The sequence below is a fragment of the Lachnospiraceae bacterium JLR.KK002 genome, assembly GCA_036941025.1.
In the GTDB taxonomy this organism is placed as follows: domain Bacteria; phylum Bacillota; class Clostridia; order Lachnospirales; family Lachnospiraceae; genus Petralouisia.
In genome coordinates this window covers 1,137,483-1,153,819 of sequence record JAYMNP010000001.1, presented here as the reverse complement: position 1 = coordinate 1,153,819, position 16,337 = coordinate 1,137,483, and the positions used below count along the sequence as shown (strand labels likewise).

Sequence of the window (16,337 nt, the reverse complement as noted above, 5' to 3'; positions counted from 1 at the left end):
ATTTTTGTTCAGAGGTCGGAAACCCAGGGAGTATCCTGAGAAATGACAATCTCATCAGAAACAGGAGAAATCAGAGATTCCAGGTCACCGGATTCTCTGTTATAATCCTCCATTTCTTCTGAATATTCCGGTTCTTCCGGCGTTTTCGATTTGGCTTTTTTTCCCTGAGCCGCCGGTTCCCGGCTTTCTTCCTTTTCTTCGGAATCTTCCGCATTTTTTACGGTCACCTGAATTTCAGGCAATGGCAGTCCTTCCGCCGGCACATACTGTTCCGGAAGAACCGGAGTAAAAATATACACGCCTTCTGTCTCCGGCTCAAAAGACAGAGCACTGGTCCAGGTGATACTTTCAATCATAACAGTTTCTTCCAGGTTGGTACTGGCGTCCGTTGCCTGCTCCGGAGGCTCAGATATTTTCTGTTCCCGGACTGTCTTCTGCATTTCAAAACCAGTTTCCGGCCAAACGGCAGGCTCATTCTCCAGGAGAATGCAGACTGCTTCCAGCATTTCCGGCAGGTTCAGGTTTTCCAGGGGCGTCCCCCGGTTCCGGGGTCTGGTGCATGATTTCCTGGGGCGAATCCGAAAAGGACAGGATTTGCCTGCATGGTTCTTCCGCCTGTACTTCAAAACCGTAAAATTCCATGGGCAGCGATACCAGCAGCAGACAGACGCAGAGCAACGATGACAGAAGTTTTTGCCGGACAGGGTGACGCTTCCCGGATTGGGATGTTACGGAAGGATTATCTTTTGTTGTTTTCATTTTGCAACGCTCCCTGATTGAAAAATAAGACATTTTCCTTTATGACATTAAACGAAGTTTTTTTGCAATCCGGATAATCAGATTTCCCATGGGGAAACTGCGCAGCTCATTTTCACGGAGTCCCCGCAGAAGAAGCAGCAATGTACCATATACGCATACGCCCACAACAATAGAAAGAATCGTTGAAACAGCGTTGATTTTTATGGTTTTCATCATAAAATAATAGCTTCCGTAAACTGCAGCTCCCATCACTGCCGCAGAAATCCCGGGAATAATGAAAGTCCTCGCAATCTCCTGTCGATACCGCAGATATTTGCGGATTGCCATTCCATTCAGAATACACATCAGCAGAGAGAAAAACGTATTGGCCCACACCACTGCGTAAATATTCAAATCCAGCCCGTACATCAGAGCCGCCAGAATTCCAATATGTAGAAACAGCGCCAGCAGCGCATTTTTCACCGGCACATTCATTCGGTTTATGCCCTGCAAAATACCGTTACTCAGAGTTGACAGGGAATAAAATACAATGGAAACAGCGCCAATCTGCATCATTCTGGCAGGCAGTTCCCGGCTGTCATGGAACAGAAGCTGCAGAATCGGGGAAGCCAGCACGCCCATTCCCACTGCACAGGGGATGGCGATTACCATAATAAAACGGATGGAATACGCCACTTTCCGCTTTACCTGGGGAATATCCTTTGCTGCAAAAGCCGTGGACAGGCTGGGAACGCTGGAAGCCGATACGGAAGAGGCTATGGCAATTGGCACATTGATTAATACCTTATACTCTCCCACATAAACGCCCCACATGGTACTGTAATCTTTGGCCTTATATCCCTGAAAAGCCGCAATCTGTTTGAATACGCCCAAATCCAGAAAAGACGTAATATTGTAAATGGTGGTGCTCAGCAGTACCGGTATGATGGTCATAATCAGTACATAAAATATGGTGCCGTAGCTCTCCACATTTTTACTCCGGTCCCGTTCCGTCATCTTCCGGAACACCGGACGGTAAATCATAAATACGAATATGGTGAACAGCAGAGCCGCAAGAGCTCCGGCTCCGGTTCCTATGGTTCCGCCGGCAGCTCCGTATGCCTCCGCATAAGTGGCGGGATTTCCCAGCACCGCACCGATTTTCGTCCCGTACTGAAACAGCATATAAGCGCTCCAGACACTGACGACCGCATTGATGACCTGTTCAATCAGCTGGGAAACCGCACTGGGCATCATGGTACCCATCCCCTGGAAAAATCCCCGGACTACCCCCAGCACCGCCACTACAAAAAGGGTGGGGGCCAGCACTTTCAGTGCAAAAATACTCAAAGGCGTCCGCACAATATAAGTCGTAATGAAATCTGCCCCAAAATAGACAATCAGGCCGGCAGCGGCCCCGGACACGAAAGCAAAAATCAGCGCACCCCGGAAAATCCGGTACGCATTCTTCCGCTGTCCCTTCGCCATTCTGGTAGAAACCAGTTTGGAAACGGCCAGGGGAAGGCTGTAGGAAGATATCAGCAGTAAAATACTGTAAATCTCCATAGCCGTTCCATAGTAGTCATTTCCAATATCACCGATAATGGATTTTAACGGAATCCGGTAAATCAGTCCTATGATACGGCTGATAATGGAAGCGACTGCCAGAATAGAGCCCTGTACCAGAAAATTAGATTCTTTTTTCTTTTTTTTACTCATATGCTTTCCTCAATACTTCCCTTCCATTACAGCGTATCATTTCAGTGTGATTGCACCCCTGTGGCAGTGACTACTGCTCTGTGGCTCTTGCCGCTGACAGTTCCTCCTGTGTCGCATAGACACCGAAACGGTCCATATAGTCTTTTCTGGCAATGCAAACCCATGTTTTTCCCTGATTCAGGGTGATTTCAGCCCCGGATTCGTTATAATAACGGGCCGGAGAATCTTCGTTGTCTTTGCTCCAGGTTACCTTTTCCATTTTTCCGTTGGTGATGTAGATTCCTTCTCCGCCTGATGTGGTATTGATATCCATGTATCCGTTCTCATCCAGTTTGGACCAGTCACAGTACTGAATCAGAATATTCTTTACCGCAAGCTGGCTGTCTGTGGCACCGTCAATCTGTTTGTCTTTAAATTCATAACGGTAGTAAAGGCCATCCTCGCTGTTGTATACAAACCAGGGCTTATTTACAAAATATCCGGGACTTACTACCAGGGCGTCCTCTCCGGTAAGCATAACCGGCGCATCATCTTCCGCAAACTGATAATGTCCGCTGTATGACTCGGAAAGCTCGGTGCGGTATCCCTTTTTCTCAATACCCGCATTGATTCCCTCCTCACTGATAAATGCATTGTGGGGCGCTTTCCGATTGGTATCACGGTAGAACATTATTGTCTCAATGGAAGAATCCATACCGCTTAAATTGTGTACGTCCTCTCTGTCCAGAACCGGCTCCGCATAGACTGCCTGTCCATAATGGGTATAAATAGCGTCAAATTCCCTTGCAAAATAGATAAAGTAATGGCGGCAGCTCCGCACGGAACCGATTTTTTCCAGACCGGAATAGTCCTGGAAAATCGCCATCAGACGTGTGTAGGAGCCTTCCACCGGAACTTCATAGATGACATCGGCAGATGAAATGCCGTACTGAGGCAACGCATCGGACGTATTCCCAATCATCACTGCGAGGGGACGCTTCCCGGCCAGTTCCTGGTCAATCCATTCACCGGTCAGATAACTCCTTGCCATCCCTTCCGGCGTGGCAGGCGCTTCCGGCACTTCCTCCGGCTCCTCTTCCGGTCCCTTTTCCACCGGTTCTTCCACCACGGGCTCTTCTTCCACAGGTTCTTCTTCTTTCTTGCCGCAGCCGGCAGATATACTCAATATCATTGCAGCCAGCAACAGCCATACCATACGTTTCTTCATGATTCATTCCTCCAGGTTCTCTGTGATATGCAGCCCTTTTGGACTACTGAAATAAATTTATCTTAAAATATCCATCTGATTCAGGAGTTTTCTCTGCTTCTCTTCCATTACCGCAGCCTCCTCCCTGGTCATATGGTCATATCCAAACAAATGCAGCATACTGTGCAGAATCAGGAACGCATATTCCCGTTCTTCACTGTGGCCGAATTCAAGGGCCTGTTCCCTGACCCGGTCCACGCACAGCACAATATCACCCAGCAGCGCCTCTCCCGTATCAGGATTGAAATTATCTTCATCCTGCTCAATTCCGGTAAAATCTCCCGGTTTCTCATACTGTATCATGGGAAAGGAAAGTACGTCCGTGGGCGCGTCAATCTGGCGGAATTCCAGGTTCACCTTCCGTATTTCTTCCGCAGAAACAAGAAGCAGGTTTACTTCCGATTCAAAGGGAAACTTTTCCGCCTCTGCCGCGTTCCGTATTACCGCTTCCGCCAGTTCCTTATAATCAAAAGGAAAATTCACTTCCACTTCTTCCTCTATACTTACTGTCAAAACAGACTGGCCTCCTTTATAAGATAATCCCTGATTTTCAAAAACATATTCATGCTGAATCCGGATTTGTCATAAAGTCCGGAAGCTGAATTCTCATTCAGAGTCTGATACACCAGAATATCCTGATTCCAGGAGCTGGAAAGGGTGGCTTTATCCAGCACGTCAAATTTGGTCACCACACTGTCCACAATATGCACAATGGCCGATTCCAGTGTGGAAGGCAATGCCTGCTCTCCGTTATATTCCCGCAGTATTGCAATGACTTCCGAGGGCAGACGGTTGCTCCTGGCAAGAGCCACTCCGTTTTCCACATAAGGCTCTCCGGCCATTCTGCCCAAACGGTAATAAAACCCGGCCGCCGCCGCCAAATCCGGGTCGGCTCCGGCAATTTTGGCGCAGTTCTCTGAAATAACGGATACTTTCATGGCATGATTATAATCCATTTTGGAAAATTTCCGTACTTCCTGCACCAGCCCAAAGTCGTCTCTCACAATTCGTTCCAGTTCCTGTTTTCTGGAATTTTCAGGATATGAATATACCTTCCGGTATAAAATCCCGGCGCCAATGGAGGAAAAAATACCATTGCATACTCCATAGATTAACACATCCCATTCCAGTTGACCAGTCCGTACAAAGGAAAAGATTAAAATACTGCCAAAGGTATAGAGAAACAGGAACAAAATCTCATGGCGCTGCTCTTTGATTTCCTGCAAAACAGAAGCCGCCATACAGCCGCCAATCAACAGAAAAATATCGCACAGCAGCACACAGGCATTTGTCTGTCCGCACAGGCAGAACACCGCCGCATGAAAAATTCCTGCAGCCAGTCCGAAAAAACTACCGGTAACCACCGTCATACCCAGTGACAGAAGAAGTACCGGCCTTGCATATTCCGGCAATAATCCGAACAATACTCCGGCTCCGCAGAATATCCAGTACCACCGGGCAATGGTTCTGTAATCAGCCGCTTTTTCATAAAACCAGTCTTTCTGCAGGCGATAAAGTTCCATTCCTGCCAAAAAAACCACAGAATACAGAATCCCGAAAAAGACCAGTATTATCATCCGGTCTGTTTCCTGATGGCTCAGAATACCGGACAGAATACATTCCAGAATACTGGCCCCCGCCATCCCAAGAAGCATAAAATTCCTGACGCGACGCTCAGTATCTTTCGGTCCTTCGAGCTTTTTGATTTCTGTTTCGTTCTCTGCTGTTATTTCCGCTTCCTTTTCTCTCATGTTTCTCATACTCTTCATAAGCCTTTACTATTTTTTGTACCAGCGGATGACGCACCACATCGCCGCTGGTCAGTGTACAGATTCCGATATCCTCCACCGGCTTCAGTACCCGCAGCGCCACGTCCAGTCCGGATACCATTCCCGGCGCAAGATCTTTCTGGGTAGCGTCTCCTGTTACCACCACTTTGGAGCCAAAACCAATTCGGGTCAGAAACATTTTCATCTGGGCCGGCGTGGTGTTCTGGGCTTCATCCAGAATGATAAATGCATTATCCAGGGTTCTTCCTCTCATGTAAGCCAGCGGCGCCACTTCAATCAGGCCTTTTTCCATATTCCGCTGAAAACTGTCCGCCCCCATAATCTGATACAGTGCGTCATACAGGGGCCGCAGATACGGGTCTATCTTGCTCTGCAGATCTCCAGGCAGAAAGCCCAGCTTCTCTCCGGCTTCAATAGCCGGCCTGGTCAGAATAATCCGGCTCACTTCTTCTTTCTTAAAGGCTGTGATTGCCATGGCCATGGCAAGATAGGTTTTCCCGGTACCCGCAGGCCCGATGCCGAACACAATCATTTTATCGCGGATTTCATCCACATACTTTTTCTGCCCCAGCGTTTTGGGCTTCACCGGTTTTCCGTTTATGGTATGGCAGATTAACTCCTTATCCATTTCCAGGATTGCCGATTCCTTTTCCTCAAAGGTCAGGGAAATGGCATAATCCACATTCTGCTCCGTAATCTGGCTGCCCCGTCTGGACAGCTCAAAAAGCTGTGCAAAGACTCTGGCGGCTTTCTCCACATCTCTGTCCCGCCCCAGCAGTTTCATTTTATTATCCCGCATCACCACCGTAACGCCGAACGCCCGCTCTATTTTCTTCAGGTAAGCGTCAAACTGACCGAATACGTTGGTCATGTGCTCTGCGGGGATATCAGTTACTGTTTCCTTCAGACTCATCTTCCATCTGCCCTTCCTGCGGTATGTCTGTGCGTACAGTTTTCCTGGATGTACCAATGGGTTCTATTACTTTTATGGTACCGGAAGCTGTACAGTTCTTCCCGTCTGTTACTATCATAACATTATTTTCTATAATTTGAACCCCTTTTTGTGTTAATTCTTCACAAAATTCGTTCAATTTCTCTTTTGCCGCCTGTTCGGCCTCCTGCCTTGTATACTGCTTTTTCTCCTTCCGGTACTCCCGGTACAATTCTTTTGTAACACTGAAAGGCAGGTAAAAGGTCTCTCCCAGCTTTACGTCATATTCATCCGTAACCGTATCAAAATCGGAAAATTTCCGGGAAAAATGAGGCATTTTCATCTGCAGGCCAAACAGCCGCAGCCCATACGACTGACTGGTTCTGCCTGTAAAATGCTTTTCTTCGTACCACATGGAAAAATGATTTTCATAGGTGTATTCCGTAACTCCCAGAATATCCGCATCCGACACACAATACTGATAGGAAACAATCTCTTCACTGTCGTTCATGACAGGATTCTTCCCTTCCACCAGAATATCGCCGGGATGAACTTCTGAGCCTTTTTCCACCATGGGCGTTCCCTGGCGGGTCAGAATGCTGTAAATGACAGCCTCTTTCTCTGCCACCAGATCCCTGGGCTCCCCGTCTTCTTCCGCCTGGTTTTCCGCCTGCTGATTGGTGGCCAGATTTTCCTGTACGTCAATAATCAGCATGGTGCCTTCCAGCTTTGCGGAAGCCCATATGATATCCCCGTAACCTGCCCGGAGCTTTTCTTCGATTTCCTCACAGTTTATTTTGCTTTTTAAGAGCCCGTGATATACCTGATTTTCTTCCAGAAATTTCAGAATATTGCTGTCTGTCTCATGGAGATTTCCATGTACCTCAATCTTCCACACAAACAGGGACATGGTATACAAAATACCAAAACACAGAAAAATCCCCGCAAAAAACAGTTTCCGTTTCCGGTAGCGGCGCATCAGAAAAGGAAGGCCGGTGCGCTCCAGGATTACAAACGTTGTCCCTGTTTTTTTCAGAATGGGCTTCAGCCTTTTCAATCCCCGGACGCTGATGCAGAATACATAGTGGTCTTCCTGGTATTCCAGGTTCCAGATTAAAATGTTGTGGTTGCTGCACAGATTCAGAAAACGTTCCGGCGCATACCCTGAAAGTCTGATTTTAACATACCCCTGCAAAAATTTCAATTTATCAATTAACAACTTTTTACCCCTTATGAGTCATATAATATTCCCTGAATGTAACCGGTAATTTTCATTTCCTCATTGGTGTAATATTCTACCAGCAGACGTTTTCCCTGAATGGTCACCTGGCAGGTTTTGGTCTGCAGACGTATTTTTTCCTGGGTATATTCAATGATTCCCTTATAATTCTCCACCAGTACCTGATTGCGGCCCATGGCGGTGAGAATCACCGCACCGTACATAATATCCACGGGCAGTTCCAGAGATTCCACAATATTTGATTTTACATTTTCCTTTACCCGGCTTAATTTTGTTCGCTTTTCTCTTCCCATACTGCAATATATGAAAAACACCGCCGGTTTATTCCCGCGAGCAATGAGGAAAACAGCCATGCTTGTATGGATATTTGACCCTCGCGGCTGTTCTCCGGGGACAGGAGACTCTGCTACCGGATTATGCCTTTTATCATGGAAACCTCCTCCGGTTTATCTGTCTGTATCCGGTAAGCCAGCACCATTTTCCCGTAAGCCTCTCTGGCCCGTTCCATATCGCTGGCGTATACCGTCGCCAGAATCTCGCCGGGCAATACTGCGTCTCCGCGCTTTTTATGGAGAAGAATTCCCACGGACAAATCAATCTCACTGTCTTTCGTTGCCCGTCCTCCGCCCAGAGCCAGATTTGCAAGGCCCACTTCCTCCGCCTGAATTCCGCCCACATAGCCCTGTTCCGTATTCATCACCTGAAGCTGGATTCCCGCGGCAGGCAGAAGTTCCGGCTGGTATACGAAACGCTGCTCCCCTCCCTGCGCTTCCACAAATTCTGCAAATTTATCCAGCGCTGTTTTCTTCCGAATGGTCTCTTTCAGCATATGCTCCGCTTCTTCCGGTGAGGAGGCTTTTCCCGCTGCCAGCACCATCTCCGTGCCAAGGGCATACACCACTTCCATGAAATCAGCGGGGCCCAGACCGTTCAGGGAAAGAATGGCTTCTTTCACTTCCAGGGAATTCCCCACCGCATTGCCCAGCGGCTGGTCCATATCCGTCACCACAGCCGAAATCTTCTTCCCGGCGTTTTTTCCAATCTGCACCATCTCCCTCGCCAGGGCAAAGGCCTCATCTTCTGTTTTCATAAAAGCACCGCTGCCTGTTTTTACATCCAGTACAATGGCGTCTGCTCCCGACGCCAGTTTCTTGCTCATAATGCTGGAAGCAATCAGAGAAAGCTGATCCACGGTAGCGGTCACATCCCGGAGGGCGTACAGTTTCTTATCGGCAGGGGCAAGTTCCGCAGTCTGCCCCATAATGGCCATATTAATCTGACTGACATTCTGGTAAAACTGTTCTCTGGTCAGTCCTGTGGTAAATCCCGGAAAGCATTCCAGCTTGTCGATGGTTCCTCCCGTGTGCCCCAGGCCCCGGCCTGACATTTTGGCAACGGGAATTCCGAGAGCCGCCGCCATGGGCGCCAGCACCAGGGAAGTTTTATCCCCCACGCCGCCGGTGCTGTGCTTATCCACCTTGATTCCTTCAATTTCAGACAAATCCAGTACTTCGCCGCTGTCCCGCATGGCCAGAGTCAATGCCAGGGTTTCCTCCTCGTTCATGCCCTGGAAACAGATTGCCATCATCATGGCAGACATCTGATAATCGGGAATTTCCCCTCCGGTATAGCCTTCCACCATAAACCGGATTTCTTCCGGAGACAGAGCATTTCCTTTTTTCTTCTGATTAATGAGATCATACATCCTCATGCAGGCTTTCCTCCAACTTCTTTCTGTAATAATCCGTTCCGTTGCGCCGGTCGAATTTTTCCGCCGTACGTTGCGCCCTCTCATAATAAAACTCATACAAATCCATGATTTTATACCGGCCATCCTCCTGGTACAGAGGGAAGGAACTGTCGTAATTGATTTTTACCGTATCGCCTTTTCTGGCTTTTTTCAGCTCTTTCAGAAAAATGCAGATACTTTTCTCCGTATCGCAGGCATCCATGGGACAGCGGAGATTCAGCCATTCCTTCCAGTGCTCCTTGTATATTTTCAGCCCTCTGCCAATATTGGTATGGGCGTAGCAGACCAGAAAATCGTTCCAGCATTCATACTCTGTTTCTCCGTTCATATACCGCTCCACCATTCTGGCATATTCCTGTGCCTTTTCATAAGATCCGTGTTCCAGATAATAATTCATCCAGGCAATTTTCATCCGCAGCCAGGCGCTCCGTTTCTCATTGCTGCCGCAGGTCAGCCGGAAATTTTCAATATCCTCTGACAACTGCTCCGCCTTTTTCAGGTTGTCCCGGTCCAGATAAAACCGGATTTCCATATTCCGCTCACAGGCTCTGCAGTCGCTGTGGCTGTCCCTGGGCTGTTTTTCATATTTATGAAAGCATTCCTCCGCAAATGCTTCGTCAATCTGCCAGTAAAATCCGTACATGGAGGCGTAATAATTCCTGAGGCTCAGCCCCATGCTGACGCAGCGCTTCCGGTAGTCCTCAAAAAACTTCTGACAGTCTTCCATGGAAATCTGATAAAAATCCGTGCAGTTATCCAGAATCCATTTGTAAATCCACATCATATGTTCCGCTTCCGTCTTATAAACAAACCGGTAATTGCCGGGCTGGTTCGGATATTTATCGGAAAGAGCCAGAAGTTCCGGAAAGGTCACCAGCAGCTCCAGACCGTCTCCGTAAAAGGTGGATTCCCGACAGAACTCCATGCGGAACAGAAACATCCAGGGCACATCCTGATATCGATCCGCCTCCTGAATGGCCTGACGCAGCACCTCCATAGCCGGTTTCCCATGCTCTGTTTCCTCCAGAAGTTCATCCATAATCCAGTCCGGATCATAACTTTCCAGCCAGTCAGCCATCTGAAAGCCCCCTCTCCATCAAAGCCAGAATATTGCGGTTCTGCATGGCCATTTCATTGTTGTGAAGGGGAAATCCACCAATCTGCAATGCCTGCACATAGAGAATTTCGATAAATATCTTCAGCACCGATTCTTCTTCGATTTCCATCATCTTTTTCACAATGGGATTCCGGTAATTAAAGTACAGGGTAGCCGCTGTGTCATTGGGAAGTTCCGCCGCAAAGGCGTCCAGCATATGGAAAAACATGGCGTCCGCCTGAGATTTTGAAGACGCAATCTGCCGGCTTAACAGCGTATTTTCATCTATCAGGTAAAAGGTGGGCTGCTGCACGGGGGAGAAATATTTTAACTCTGCCCGGCAGTCATGGTTTTTCAGAATCCGGTTTGCACTTTTCAGAAAATCAAAGCCCTCGTCCTGATCCTCCGGAGACAGGTCTTCCATCAAATCTTCAATATCCCATTCCTCCACCGCACTGACTTTTTTCTCAAATACCCGCCCAAGCTGCTGGAGCAAGTCCAGCGCATGTACATAGGAAACGTTAATCAGCAGTCTGTCCTGAGAGAAAAACAACTGGGACAATTGCTTGTATTTATCCCTGGTGGGAGCATACACCAGAGGTTCCGAACACATCCTTAAATCGTATCCTGTCATAGTCCCTCTGGTTGTCTCAAATTCAAAGTAATCAATCAGCCGCACAAACAGTTTGGGAGTTGCCAGAGCCAGCGACATCAGCGTAAGATGATGAATCTGAAAAAACCGCACAAACCGCTCCGGTTCTTCTTCTGCCAGCGTATCAATATAGTGAATCAGACTGTCCTCAATCACTTCCCTTGCAGATTCCAGTGTTTCATCCACATAAAACCCTTCTCTGGAAGCAGTGGGCCGCAAATCTGTGGCATGGACAATGCATTTGGTAAACACTGCCCAGTCCGGTATCAGATTATCTCCCTTTTCCGTCAGCATCATGTGCTTTAAATAAATACGGTGAAAAGATTTTGCAGAAGGCAGTACCGTATAATTCAGAATATAGGCCACGCCTGACACATTTCCTTCTTCCGAGCGGAAGGTCACGCAGTCAAAGAACTGCTCTCCGAACAGAAGCTGACCAAACAGCAGAAGTTCCTGTTTGTTGGTGGTGCGTCCTTCCCAGGGCAGATAGGTGGGATTAATCTGCTTTTCCTCTCCCTGCCGGCGGACCCGTATAGGAAAGGGCAGCAGCAGTCCGTAATATGTGAGCAGTTCTTCAATGGTTTCTCCGGTAAAATAATCCTCCATACCCTCTTTTGCCTTCAGGATTACTTTTGTTCCGGGAGATAACATCTGTTTCGTTTTCGTTTCTTTCTGACTCTGCCCGTCTTCTTCCTGCTGCAGATTCCGTATGGTGTAAGTCCCGTCCGGCTTTCCCTTCCACTCCAGAACCGGAGCGTTCTCGCTCCGGCAGGATTTTGTTACCATGCAGATTTCATCGGAAACCATAAAACAGGAAAGGAGTCCGATGCCAAAACGCCCGATATAATCGGTACGCAAATCCTTATGTTCCAGTTCCCGTTTGGAAGACTCTCCGATAATGGCCAGAAACTGATGAATCTCTTCTTCTGTCAGCCCCTGCCCGTTATCGGTAAAGATTAACTGCTTTCCTTCCGTGATTTCCAGGGTAATCTCCCCTTCCACCTCTGCCCCCTGCAGTTTCCTTCTTCCGGTAATGGCGTCCGCCCCGTTCTGCAGAAGTTCCCGGATATAAACGTCCGGACTGCTGTAAAGATGGTCGGACAGAATCTCAATCATGCCGCCCAGATTTACTTTAAAACGAAAATCTTCCATGGTTCGTAACCTCCTGTTCCCGAAACAATGACCGGATCACTGCTTCATATCTTTCATCCACTGCTATGCAGGATTCAGAATCTTCTCAATTTCCCCAATCAGTTTGTCTTTTACCGCCGGTTTCAGAAAATATCCCGCCGGCTTTAATTTCAGCACCGCTTCGATATTGGCCCGGTCATTTACCGCAGTCAGAAAAACCACAGGAATATCTTTCATTTCTTCATCGGCCCGTATCATTTCCAGCGTCATCCTGCCGTCGCAGACCGGCATCTCATAATCCAGAAGAATTAAATCCGGGCGCTTTTTGCCGATGGAGGTCATGGCCTGAGCGCCGGAAATGGCAATGGCCACCTCGTAATAATCCTCCAGCATGGCTTTCATGGTCCGAAGGGTAGTTCCATTGTCATCCACTACCAGAACCCGCTTTTTACCGGGGATTTCTTTTTTCTTCTCTGCGGCTGCTTCCTGCTGTACTTTCAGCTTATCCAGCCCAAGCCTGCGGCAGACTGCGTTCATAATCACCGTATTTTCCACCGGACGGATGAGATTTTCAAACTGGCCTTCCTCGTAATATTTCAGAAATGAACTGCATTCTTCCTTTGTGCCGATGGTCAGCACCGGAATCTGAGCATACCTGTCATTTAACAGAAAAAACATGGACGTGTCAATATCATACGCGCCAATCAGGCTGATAAGCACCAGATCCGGATTTACGATTTTCATCATTCCGTCCAGAACTCCTGCATTCTCAGAGCAAAGCTGTATCTGGAAATACTGCGACAGAAAGGTACTTGTCTCTTTCATCACGTTATTCAGTTTTCCAATCAGTAATATTTTTCTCATCTCTTTGTTTTTCCTCCAATCTGCCTTCCCATCTGCTCAATCAGCAATGTTCCCAGACGGTCTGTTTCTTCCGCGTCCAGATTTGTCACTGCCTCTGCCAGTTTCCGGATATTCTGACTCAGGCTTTCCGGATATTCATAGGACTGAAGCTGCCCCATGAGCTGATCCGCCTGGTCAATATCCATTTCCTGCATACTGACCCGCACCATTTCCACCAGAGCCTGTATCACGGAATAATCTGCCACTTCCGTTCCGGGGCCGTCCTCCAGTCCGAATACGCCCTGCAATTTCTGACGGTAACTGCGCCATTCTTCCAGAAAGGGCTTCGTCATGGAGTAGAGCAAATCTGTTCTGCCATCTCTCGCTGCATATTCCAGTATTTTCGCAGGACCGGCAAGAGGAACAATTCCAATGGTGGCCGCAAGGCTCTTCATGGCATGTACCTGAATCCGGTAAGCATCTGACTGGCCGGAACTGAGGAGCTGTTCATATGCCTGTTCCAGACTGTCCGCAGCAGAATCAATCTGTCCGTAAAACTCTCTGACCGTGTATTCCAGCAAATCCATATCCGGCAGATGGAGCCATGCATAATTCCAGTCCAGCCCGTCCACCTGGGGAAGTTCTTCCAGGGAGTCTTCATTTCCTCTGTTCTGCTGTCCGGCAGGCTCCGCTCCATGGTCAGGCGCTTCCTGTACCAGTTCATCCGGCAGCATTCTTTTTATCATCTCTTCCAGTTTCTTCGGTACAATGGGTTTGGACAGAAATTCATCAAACCCTTCTTCCAGGTATTTTTCTCTGGCTCCCGACACCGCATTGGCTGTCAGTACAATGACAGGCGTATCCTGACAGGGATAATCGGACAATTCTTTCATGCGCCGGAAAGTTTCCATTCCATCCATTTCCGGCATCATGTGATCCAGAAAAATCAAATCATAATGATGCTCCTGCACCATGGAAAGGCATTCTGCCCCTCCCGGTGCATCTGCCACCAGAATCCTGGTCTCTTTCAGCAGATTTCGGAATACTTTGCGGTTGACCGCATTGTCATCCACCACCAGTACTTCTGCCTCCGGGGCCAGAAATCCGGTGCCATGGCTGTAATTTTCCGCAATCTGGCGTACTCTGGATTCAAAATCTCCGATTGGCGTAGCATCCACAATCTCCTGTTCCAGCTGAAAATAAAACTTCGATCCCTCTCCATAGACGCTTTTTATCTGCAGTTTGCTGCCCATCAGAGTAAGGAGCTGAATGGTAATACTCATGCCAAGGCCGGTTCCTTCAATATTCCGGTTCCTGTCTTCTTCAATACGTTCAAATTCCGCAGACAGTCTGGGCAAATCTTCTTCTTTGATCCCAATCCCCGTATCTTCCACTTCAACCCAGAGTACTGCCGGCCCGTCCGATTCCAGGCTCCGAATCCGCAGCCATACCGTTCCTTCCGGTGTATATTTTACCGCATTGGTAAGAATATTGGTAATGACCTGCCGGATTCTAACATCATCTCCCCGCAGCCGGGAAGGAATTCCCTCATCCACTTCCACTTCAAACTGAATTCCTTTCTCCCTGGCCCGCTGAGAAGCCATATTGGTCAGGTCATGTATCAGACTGCTCACATCATATTCCACCGGTACAATTTCCATCTTACCGGAATCAATTTTGGAAAAATCCAGAATATCATTAATCAGCGACAATAATGTCTGGCCTGCCATGTAGATATCCATGGCATAATCCCGAATCTGAGGTTCCCCGGACTCCCGCAGAATCATTTCATCCATACCCAGCACCGCATTGATAGGCGTACGGATTTCATGGGACATATGAGCCAGAAACTTTCCTTTTGCTTCGTTAGCCGCAAGGGCCTCCTGCCTTGCAATATCCGCATCCCGTTTTGCCTGGGCAAGCTGTATATTCTGCTGCTCCGCGGCCTTCACCTTCTCGCTCAGAAGGTCTGCACTTTCTTCCACATTTGCCCGGTATTCTTTGGAAAGCTGCAGGGTATGCATAACAGCCATCAAAACGCTGAACACCACCATGCTGTACTGGCCGGAGGTATTTCCATGTAAATTCTGAAAAAAGGTATTCATAATCACATTTGCAATGCCCCCTGACAGCAGTACCAGCATGGACAGCACCGATAAAAATGCCTGGTAACGTTTATTTCTGAAATCAAGCTGTATCAGGCTCACAATAGCTGTAACACAGATAATTCCAATAACTCCTGCCGATATGTTTGTCATCTCTGACAGGCTTCGGATATCCAGCAGTTCCAGAGAAATCTGTACCGCCGCATTGGCAATGGTACACCATAACAGAACAGAAAAGCGATGGGGATACAATGTATGCAGGTTGCGCTCAAAATACAGGGTCAGGAACAGCGGAAGGAGCAATACCAGATATTCCTGCATCTCATAGGCTTCCTGCACATCATAAAAAATACTCAGCGTATCGGTTCCGATAAAGCAGTAAATGCCTGCTGCCAGCCCGGTCAGTCCCAGAAACAGTTCGCCCCTCAATGGCTGACGGGTATAAAGTCGTATCATAGCCAGAACAAACATGATAATGGACATTAATATAATCAGCAGGCAGCAGCCGATATCTGCAATATTGTTCTCCACTACTCCGATGACCACTGCATCCCGTGTTTCCACCTTCATGGTTCCAAGCTCTGCCTTGCCATCCGGAACAGATGAACTCAGTACAATCCAGAGTTCCCCTTCCTGAAACACATTGGGAACATCTGCATAGTGCTCCCTGGTTCCTGATATCTCCCCTCTGTTCTCAGCTCCGTACTGGTAAATCACATTTCCATCCAGAATCACTTCTATTCTGGCGTCCGCAGAGGAAAAACCCAGAGTCAGCCCTGCATATTCCTCCGGCAGTATATTTTTAAGTACAACAATATCACCGGCATTGCTGCTTCCTTCATATGGCAGAGTCACGTTCTGCCATTGTTTTTCTGCCAGCCTGGTTCTGAGCACATCCGGATTTCCGTCTGTACCTTCTGCTTCCCCACTGCTCAGAGAAGCCATTTTCCAGTTATCATTAAAATAATATTCGAACTGATATGGCAAAACAGAGATTTCTCCATCACTCTGAAATCGGAATAATGCTATCACCATAAAAAAAAGTATCAATAATATGGAAATTCCTGCTGTTTTTCGTAAATTCTTCATTTCTCCC

At 47.9% G+C, this 16,337-nt stretch carries 14 protein-coding genes; all 14 read right to left on the bottom strand.

What is annotated here, in order from left to right; translation table 11 throughout:
* Window positions 1–8: 8 nt before the first annotated feature.
* Window positions 9–440, bottom strand: a complete 432-nt coding sequence (locus VSQ32_05580) for a hypothetical protein (protein ID MEH2942338.1) — start codon at window positions 438–440, stop codon at window positions 9–11.
* A 31-nt stretch (window positions 441–471) separates the two neighbouring features.
* Window positions 472–759: a hypothetical protein gene (locus tag VSQ32_05575; GenBank protein MEH2942337.1), complete on the bottom strand. Its 288-nt coding sequence runs from the start codon at window positions 757–759 to the stop codon at window positions 472–474.
* Window positions 760–798: 39 nt separating this feature from the next.
* Window positions 799–2,457 carry a polysaccharide biosynthesis protein gene (locus VSQ32_05570; protein MEH2942336.1) on the bottom strand — a complete coding sequence of 553 codons (1,659 nt, stop codon included), beginning with the start codon at window positions 2,455–2,457 and terminating at the stop codon, window positions 799–801.
* Between the two features lie 70 nt (window positions 2,458–2,527).
* Window positions 2,528–3,664, bottom strand: a complete 1,137-nt coding sequence (locus tag VSQ32_05565) for a DUF3048 domain-containing protein (GenBank protein ID MEH2942335.1) — start codon at window positions 3,662–3,664, stop codon at window positions 2,528–2,530.
* Window positions 3,665–3,721: 57 nt separating this feature from the next.
* Window positions 3,722–4,216, bottom strand: a complete 495-nt coding sequence (gene ybeY, locus VSQ32_05560) for an rRNA maturation RNase YbeY (GenBank protein ID MEH2942334.1) — start codon at window positions 4,214–4,216, stop codon at window positions 3,722–3,724.
* The gene (locus tag VSQ32_05555; protein ID MEH2942333.1) at window positions 4,213–5,454 is read right to left on the bottom strand and encodes a hypothetical protein; all 1,242 of its coding nucleotides are present in this window, start codon (window positions 5,452–5,454) and stop codon (window positions 4,213–4,215) included. Before VSQ32_05555 ends, ybeY begins: the two co-directional genes overlap by 4 nt.
* Window positions 5,378–6,406, bottom strand: coding sequence for a PhoH family protein (locus tag VSQ32_05550; protein MEH2942332.1), 1,029 nt, complete (start codon window positions 6,404–6,406; stop codon window positions 5,378–5,380). The genes VSQ32_05555 and VSQ32_05550 overlap by 77 nt, the downstream gene beginning before the upstream one ends.
* Window positions 6,381–7,643, bottom strand: a complete 1,263-nt coding sequence (gene yqfD, locus VSQ32_05545) for a sporulation protein YqfD (GenBank protein ID MEH2942331.1) — start codon at window positions 7,641–7,643, stop codon at window positions 6,381–6,383. Before yqfD ends, VSQ32_05550 begins: the two co-directional genes overlap by 26 nt.
* A gap of 11 nt (window positions 7,644–7,654) precedes the next feature.
* The gene (locus VSQ32_05540; protein ID MEH2942330.1) at window positions 7,655–7,957 is read right to left on the bottom strand and encodes a YabP/YqfC family sporulation protein; all 303 of its coding nucleotides are present in this window, start codon (window positions 7,955–7,957) and stop codon (window positions 7,655–7,657) included.
* Between the two features lie 113 nt (window positions 7,958–8,070).
* Window positions 8,071–9,375, bottom strand: coding sequence for a pyrimidine-nucleoside phosphorylase (locus VSQ32_05535; protein MEH2942329.1), 1,305 nt, complete (start codon window positions 9,373–9,375; stop codon window positions 8,071–8,073).
* Complete coding sequence (locus tag VSQ32_05530) at window positions 9,362–10,492, bottom strand: hypothetical protein (GenBank protein ID MEH2942328.1); 1,131 nt, start codon at window positions 10,490–10,492, stop codon at window positions 9,362–9,364. The genes VSQ32_05535 and VSQ32_05530 overlap by 14 nt, the downstream gene beginning before the upstream one ends.
* The gene (locus tag VSQ32_05525) at window positions 10,485–12,314 is read right to left on the bottom strand and encodes an HSP90 family protein (GenBank protein ID MEH2942327.1); all 1,830 of its coding nucleotides are present in this window, start codon (window positions 12,312–12,314) and stop codon (window positions 10,485–10,487) included. The genes VSQ32_05530 and VSQ32_05525 overlap by 8 nt, the downstream gene beginning before the upstream one ends.
* A gap of 63 nt (window positions 12,315–12,377) precedes the next feature.
* Entirely contained in the window at window positions 12,378–13,157 is a 780-nt protein-coding gene (locus tag VSQ32_05520) for a response regulator (protein MEH2942326.1), read from the bottom strand.
* On the bottom strand, window positions 13,154–16,330 hold the full coding sequence (locus VSQ32_05515; protein MEH2942325.1) for a response regulator: 3,177 nt from the start codon (window positions 16,328–16,330) through the stop codon (window positions 13,154–13,156). The genes VSQ32_05520 and VSQ32_05515 overlap by 4 nt, the downstream gene beginning before the upstream one ends.
* Window positions 16,331–16,337: the final 7 nt, after the last annotated feature.